This is a genomic window from Vibrio sp. 704 (assembly GCF_033339295.1).
Genome location: NZ_JAWOUH010000037.1, coordinates 1 through 6,383, shown reverse-complemented (window position 1 = coordinate 6,383; position 6,383 = coordinate 1). Strand labels below are relative to the sequence as shown.

Below are 6,383 nucleotides of genomic sequence, written 5' to 3'. Positions count from 1 at the left end.
CGGCCTGTCACGCCGGGGGTCGCGGGTTCGAGTCCCGTCCACTCCGCCACTTATATTAAGCCTCAGTCGAAAGACTGAGGCTTTTTTCGTTTCTACTGCGGCGTTTCCCTGAAGTGTGTTTACACCTAATTAGACTACTCCCCATAATCCCTACTAAGTGAACTTTGCGTGATTACACACTAGGCTTTAATTAATATAGGCCGTTGATGCTGTGGAAAGACAATATGACCTACAAACAAACCTAAGTAATCTATGGTATTCAAAGGCGTTCAACGGCTTGAATCTTGATGAGAAAGAAAAAACGAACTGTGCACATAATCCAGAAAAGCGTCATATATACCCCCAATCTCTCCTGGCTCAAAAATCAAACGACTTGAAAAGAATTGGAAGGTGAAAGATTGAAGGAGCTCTTCATTAGCGAGGTGATGATTTTCGACGCTGAACATTTGATGAGTCTCAGAAAAAATATATCGCCAAGGGGTAAGAAGCGCCAAAACAGAGAGGGGTAGCTTAGCTCGAGGCTGTAAGCTATGCGGAATACTCACAAACGTCAAAGCTCAAACCCATTAAGAGAGTCGCTCTAGATCTAAGTGGTTATGTGCTCACTAGCGGTACTAGAAAATAGTTAAGTATTCCAAATGGATTATATGAAAAAGCCAACTGCTAAAGCGGTTGGCTTAGTATAAAAATCTCGACGTACTTTAGAGCGAGAAATGATGTCTAAAGAATACGTTTTAAAACACCATCTGCCTTTAGGCGGGTAATTTTTCTGACCAGTCGCTGTACCCCTATAGGATAGTCTTCTACTTTCTCTAATTGCTTATAAGTACAGATAAGGTGAGTATGCTCAAGAATACGCGAAACTTCGTCTTCAAACTTCTCAGTGAGCTTCGCATAATTGTCTTGTATGAGTAGCCCATTTTCTAGGTCGAGTGACCAAGCACGTGGGTTTAGGTTATTCCCAGTAAGTAGCATATAGCGTTTATCAACCCAAATACCCTTAAGGTGGAAGCTGTTATTGTCATGCTTCCATAGGTGAATTGACAATTTACGTGCGGCGATATTCGCTTCATTGGCTTTCGCAAAGCGACGCAAATTCACTTCGTAAAGATATGGAAGTCCGCCAATGGTTTTAAAGTCTTCCTCGGGTGCAATGTAAAAGTCGTTGGCGGTTTTATCACCCACAACAATAGTTACTTTCACACCACGCTTCATGGCTCGTTTCACTTCACGATGAAGTGCTTTAGGGAAGTTAAAGTAAGGCGTACAAATGAAAATTTCGTCTTGGGCTGCTGCCAATAACTTTACAATCTGTTGATTGAGCAGATTACGGCGTTTGCCTAGCCCAACTAACGGAGTGACTTTTACGCTTTCTTCTGTTGCAGCTTGGTCTTCAAACTTATAGTTGGCTTGAGCAAGAGAAGCCCTCAGTTGGCGAATCGCCGACTTTATTTCTTTGGTTTCTGGCTTATCTTTTCCTGCAAGATCATTAACGGCAGGGTGAGCAATCATTTCTTCCTGAATGAATTGCACCATTGAATTCGCTAAAGGTTCATGTCGAATCACATGGTAACGATCAAATCGATAACGTTCATGATAATGGAGATAAACGTTATTTAAGCTCGCCCCACTGTAGATAACAGTATCATCGACAATGAAGCCTTTTAAATGCAGTACCCCAAAAACTTCTCTGCCACGCACTGGTATGCCATAGACAGGGATTGGGTGTAGGTACTTACTGGCATATGCTTTGTAAAGCGCTGAATTACCCTCAGATGTCTCCGCACCAATCAGGCCACGCTGCGCTCGATGCCAGTCGACACAGATATTGATGTCCAACCCAGGATTGCGCTGTTTCGCTTCATAAAGCGCAGTGAGAATTTCACGTCCAGCTTCATCATCTTCCAGATATAGAGCGACTAGGTAAATTCGCGACGTTGCTTTGCTGATCGCATCTAAAAGACGGGTTCTGAATGATTCTGCTGAATACAGAACATCAAAGTCTTCCGGATTGACAGCGAGACTTGGCAACTGTTCGAATGGATTCCTACTTACTATCATATCGGTATGAGTACCTTAGTTTAGTGCAATATTGCGAACCTGCCATTTTATCAAAGATATGATTTACCTGGCTACAAAAGCACGCGTTTTGATGTCGTTGAAGAGATGAATTGCATTGGAATGAGATCTTTACCGCTATCTACGTAACGTTGAAATGCCATTTTTAGCGGGTGTGGTAGCTCAGAGCAATCAATTGTTGTGAATCCATGCTTGGAATAATAGGATTCGAGATGTGTAAACGCGAAGCAATAATCGCCATCAGTGAAAACATTGTTTTTACAATGAGTTAGTAGTTTTTTTCCAATCCCTGTTCCCCTAACTTTCGGAATGACCAACATTCCTGTCAACAGACGAACTTTATCTACACTTTTTAAACGTAGTAACGCAATGATTTCACCCTTATGGCTTGCTGTAATGATCAATTCATCCTTTTTGGCTCGACCCGCAGGGTAATACGCTTTGTATAGTTTCTTAATGAGGGGGAGCTTGATGGGATTTAACACTTCTATGATTAATGAGTCTGGTATTGTCACTGCGGTTAAAAGATAACTAATGTAGAATGTCGACAGTTTAAGAGAATCTTATCTGGTGTTGCAAACCTACTATGCAAATTAAAACAAATGCGAGCCTAAAGGCTTACCATACTTTTGGAATTGAACAATCGTGTTCCTATTTAGCTATCGTTGAGTCGCTCGAAGATGTTATTGAGCTATTTCAAAACCCAAGATTCACCCATTTACCGAAACTTTTTTTAGGTAAAGGAAGTAATGTTCTTTTTACAGAACATTTTGAGGGATTAGTGATTGTTAATCGAATCATGGGTAAAGAAGTCACGGAAACGGATGAGCACTACCTATTACATATTGCCGGTGGTGAAGATTGGCCTGAATTGGTTTCCTGGTGTGTGAATCAGGGGATCGGTGGGATCGAGAACTTAGCTTTGATTCCAGGTTGTGCTGGCTCGGCTCCTATTCAGAACATTGGTGCGTATGGCCTAGAGCTAAAAGACATCTGTGATTATGTAGATGTTCTTGACCTAACTACGTTTGAAAACAAAAGAATGCACGCCCAAGACTGTGAGTTTGCCTATAGGGATTCCATATTTAAACATGCGTTGCACGGAAAGTGCTTTATCACCGCATTAGGGCTTAAGTTGACGAAGCAATGGCAGCCGATTAACCAGTACGGCCCTTTACAAAGTATCCCAGAAGAACAACTCAGCCCTGCTTCTATCTTCGAACGAGTATGCCAAGTGCGAAAGGCAAAACTACCAGATCCAACCAAGATAGGTAACGCAGGTAGTTTCTTTAAAAACCCAGTGATCACGCAAGATTACTATGATCGACTCACAAAAAAATACCCTAACGTAGTGGCCTACCCAGCTTCTGGAGGAATGAAAATTGCTGCTGGTTGGCTTATCGATCAGTGTGGATTAAAAGGGAAGTCTGTACACGGTGCGCAGGTCAACCCTATGCAAGCTTTGGTTTTGACCAACATGGATAATTGTAGTGCAGATGACATTGTCGCGCTTGCTTCTTTAGTGAAGCAGACAGTATGGGACAAATACCAAATCATACTTGAGCATGAAGTACGCTTTCTCAATCGTACCGGGGAGACCAATTTGGCTCAGATCGAGGCATCTAGATGAGAAAAGATCACTCTACGAAACTTCATATTCTAAAGTTATTAAGTGATGGAGAGTTTCATTCAGGAGAAGCGTTGGGCGACGATCTTAATGTTTCTAGAGCGGCAATCGCTAAGCACATTAAAGGTCTTAGTGAATGGGGTATTGATATTTATCGAGTGCAAGGGCGCGGTTACCAATTAGCCTCACCATTGCAGTTGTTAGACGAGACTCTCCTTACCACTAGCTCGGAGTCACTTGTTGAACTCGTCCCTGTGATTGACTCAACGAATCAATATTTGCTCGACAGAGTCGCGGATTCGGAAAAGGGCCGTGTTTGTATTGCTGAATATCAAGCACAAGGGCGTGGTCGCCGCGGTAGACAATGGGTCTCACCGTTTGGCTCTAACTTATATCTCTCTATGTATTGGCGACTGGATGCAGGAATGGCTGCGGCAATGGGCTTGAGCTTGGTGATTGGGATTGCCGCAGTGGAAGCTTTGGAAGAAGTAGGCATGCAAGGTGTTAAACTCAAGTGGCCGAATGACTTGTATTATCAAGATAAAAAACTGGCCGGAATCTTGGTTGAAATGTCGGGTCAGGCCGGTGGGGCTGCTCATCTAGTGATTGGGATGGGCCTGAATATTGGAATGCCTGACGACCAGCCTGAGATTGACCAGCCATGGACCACGTTGAACCAAGTAAATCAGAGTCTCAAGAACGATAGAAATGTTCTAGCAATGACACTTATCAAGCATTGGAACTCCGCACTTGTCGAATATGAAATGAAAGGGCTTACTGGCTTTATCGAACGTTGGAATCGGTTAGACAATTTCCTTAATCGTCAGGTCAAACTGCTTATTGGTCCTAGAGAGGTATATGGCGTCGTTCGAGGCATCGATCATCAAGGTGGAATATTAATCGAAACCTCCCAAGGACTCGAGACTTATATTGGTGGTGAAATCTCGTTGCGTAAAAGTGACTAATCTTCGATTACTTTCGCAACGAGACTTTATCAACCAAGTGGTTAACGCCTTTGTGTAGAATCAAGTGGGCTCTCTCACGAGTTGGAAGAATATTCAATTCTAAATTGAGCCCATTAATATCATGCCAAATTTGCTTCGCTTTTTTCTTTGCGTCATCGACAGAGAGTTGTGTGTAGTGGCTAAAATAAGAGCCTGGTTTCGTAAAGGCCCCTTGGCGAAACTTTAAAAAGCGTTCTACATACCAATGTTCAATGGTCTCTGTTTCTGCGTCGACATAAATTGAAAAATCTAAAAAGTCAGAGACGAAGACACGATGCGGGTCATGTGGATAGTCCATTCCACTTTGCAGAACGTTTAAACCTTCAATAATAAGAACATCCGGTCTATCCACTTTTCTTAGTTCATCAGTAATGTCATACGTGATGTGAGAGTAGATGGGTACTTCAAGATCGGGCTTTCCTGCCTTTACGTCAGACATGAACTCGACTAAACGCTTGATATCATAGGATTCAGGGAAGCCTTTACGATGCATGATACCGCGTTCTTCTAGTACTTTTTTCGGATATAGGAAGCCATCTGTTGTAACCAAGGAGACTTTGGGGTGATTCTCCCAACGAGAAAGCAATGCCGTTAGAATACGAGCAGTCGTACTTTTGCCTACAGCAACACTGCCAGCGATACCAATTACGAAAGGGGGAGCATGTTCCTCTGTATTTAAGAATTGTTGTAATACGGAATTGCGGCTTTGACGAGCTTGGACATACAGATTCAAAAGACGAGACAAAGGAAGGTAGATCTCTACCGCTTCCTCCATGGTTAGGTTTTCATTAATGCCCTGAAGCGCAGTCAAGTCGTCTTCAGAAAGTGTCATCGGTACAGAGTTTCTTAACTCGGCCCAATTTGCACGGTCAAATGACAAAAATGGACTCATGGGTCTCTTTTATCCTTGGTTTAATAGAAGCAAGAACATACATCAAGCGAACTTCAAAGCAAACGACAAAGGTCGAAGTTTACTTTAAAAAAGCTAAGTTTGTACGAATTTGCAGCAAACGAATCTAAAAAATCGAAATTTATGATTTTTTTTCAAATTACTATTGCAACCTAGAAAATCATTCAATAGAATGCGCACCACTTATGCCGACTTAGCTCAGTAGGTAGAGCAACTGACTTGTAATCAGTAGGTCACCAGTTCGATTCCGGTAGTCGGCACCATTCTTTCCTTTAGTAGTCTGAATGGCTTGAAAATTTGGAGGGGTTCCCGAGTGGCCAAAGGGAGCAGACTGTAAATCTGCCGGCACTGCCTTCGATGGTTCGAATCCGTCCCCCTCCACCATATTCTTTAGGAAATAGCTCTCAGAGTTACGTGTTGCGGGCATCGTATAATGGCTATTACCTCAGCCTTCCAAGCTGATGATGCGGGTTCGATTCCCGCTGCCCGCTCCACTCTAATTTGAGTGCTGATATAGCTCAGGTGGTAGAGCGCATCCTTGGTAAGGATGAGGTCGGCAGTTCGAGTCTGCCTATCAGCACCAGCTCTCAAGTTTATTTCCTTTTGATATTAGATTTACCAATTATCTTTTTTTGGTTGCGTGGTCAATTTGGGCCACCTAAATCCGTACCTAGAGGGACCACTCATGTCTAAAGAAAAATTTGAACGTACGAAACCGCACGTTAACGTTGGTACTATCGGCCACGTTGACCACGGTAAAACA

The 6,383-nt window shown here is 42.9% G+C and carries 5 protein-coding genes and 4 tRNA genes; 6 read left to right on the top strand and 3 right to left on the bottom strand.

The features are described from left to right. Nucleotides 1–720 precede the first annotated feature (720 nt). Together pssA and R7R24_RS23945 are read right to left on the bottom strand one after the other, a co-directional pair. Nucleotides 721–2,061: a CDP-diacylglycerol--serine O-phosphatidyltransferase gene (gene pssA, locus R7R24_RS23950; protein ID WP_005373047.1), complete on the bottom strand. Its 1,341-nt coding sequence runs from the start codon at nucleotides 2,059–2,061 to the stop codon at nucleotides 721–723. Nucleotides 2,062–2,132: 71 nt separating this feature from the next. Continuing rightward, a complete protein-coding gene (locus tag R7R24_RS23945) occupies nucleotides 2,133–2,564 on the bottom strand; it encodes a GNAT family N-acetyltransferase (protein WP_017821963.1) in 432 nt (143 codons plus the stop codon). A gap of 101 nt (nucleotides 2,565–2,665) precedes the next feature. Here R7R24_RS23945 and murB point away from each other — a divergent pair, with 101 nt between their 5' ends. Continuing rightward, nucleotides 2,666–3,709 (top strand): UDP-N-acetylmuramate dehydrogenase, encoded by a 1,044-nt coding sequence (murB, locus tag R7R24_RS23940; RefSeq protein ID WP_054579709.1) that lies wholly within the window; start codon nucleotides 2,666–2,668, stop codon nucleotides 3,707–3,709. Beyond that, nucleotides 3,706–4,671 carry a bifunctional biotin--[acetyl-CoA-carboxylase] ligase/biotin operon repressor BirA gene (gene birA, locus R7R24_RS23935; protein WP_054579710.1) on the top strand — a complete coding sequence of 322 codons (966 nt, stop codon included), beginning with the start codon at nucleotides 3,706–3,708 and terminating at the stop codon, nucleotides 4,669–4,671. Before murB ends, birA begins: the two co-directional genes overlap by 4 nt. Nucleotides 4,672–4,678: 7 nt before the next feature. On the opposite strand, the gene coaA is transcribed toward birA, so the two are convergent. Further along, nucleotides 4,679–5,602: a type I pantothenate kinase gene (coaA, locus tag R7R24_RS23930; RefSeq protein WP_005388683.1), complete on the bottom strand. Its 924-nt coding sequence runs from the start codon at nucleotides 5,600–5,602 to the stop codon at nucleotides 4,679–4,681. A 205-nt stretch (nucleotides 5,603–5,807) separates the two neighbouring features. Between coaA and R7R24_RS23925 the strand changes: the two genes are divergently transcribed. From R7R24_RS23925 to R7R24_RS23910, 4 genes are all read left to right on the top strand, one after another. Then, a tRNA-Thr gene (locus R7R24_RS23925) sits at nucleotides 5,808–5,883 on the top strand. A 36-nt stretch (nucleotides 5,884–5,919) separates the two neighbouring features. Next, nucleotides 5,920–6,004 (top strand) — tRNA-Tyr (locus R7R24_RS23920). Nucleotides 6,005–6,039: 35 nt separating this feature from the next. Next, nucleotides 6,040–6,114: transfer RNA gene (locus tag R7R24_RS23915), tRNA-Gly, on the top strand. 13 nt (nucleotides 6,115–6,127) lie between these two features. Then, nucleotides 6,128–6,203, top strand: a tRNA-Thr gene (locus R7R24_RS23910). The last annotated feature ends 180 nt before the right edge of the window (nucleotides 6,204–6,383 follow it).

What these genes read in the sequence shown, in the direction of transcription:
- birA (WP_054579710.1), top strand. Translation starts at nt 3,706, where the DNA reads ATGAGAAAAGATCACTCTACGAAACTTCATATTCTAAAGTTATTAAGT.
- pssA (WP_005373047.1), bottom strand. Translation starts at nt 2,061, where the DNA reads ATGATAGTAAGTAGGAATCCATTCGAACAGTTGCCAAGTCTCGCTGTC.
- murB (WP_054579709.1), top strand. Translation starts at nt 2,666, where the DNA reads ATGCAAATTAAAACAAATGCGAGCCTAAAGGCTTACCATACTTTTGGA.
- coaA (WP_005388683.1), bottom strand. Translation starts at nt 5,602, where the DNA reads ATGAGTCCATTTTTGTCATTTGACCGTGCAAATTGGGCCGAGTTAAGA.